At 36.7% G+C, this 275-nt stretch carries 1 protein-coding gene; it reads left to right on the forward strand.

All coding sequences use genetic code 11. From position 1 onward, the window contains the following. Positions 1-275: DUF975 family protein (locus C1E99_RS00300; protein WP_153060111.1), on the forward strand; the 275-nt coding region annotated here is incomplete at both ends.

Below are 275 nucleotides of genomic sequence, written 5' to 3' on the forward strand. Positions count from 1 at the left end.
ACAATCATAGCTGCATCCAGTCAATCCTTAGAGCCTGATGCACTTCCTATGGAAATCCTTGCCATACTAGGGCTAATGGTCATGGGAGGTATCCTACTAATGGTTTTAGGAATTGCTCTTTATATTCCACAATTCTATGCTTATTCACAGGTAGAATATATCTTGTTTGAACAATTGGAACGCGAAGAATATACAGGTGCCTTTTCAATCATTAAATCTAGTCGAAAGTTGATGAAAGGTTACAAGTTTAAACGCTTTACACTTGATTTATCCTT

The organism is Streptococcus suis (assembly GCF_002964045.1).
Lineage (GTDB): Bacteria > Bacillota > Bacilli > Lactobacillales > Streptococcaceae > Streptococcus > Streptococcus suis_U.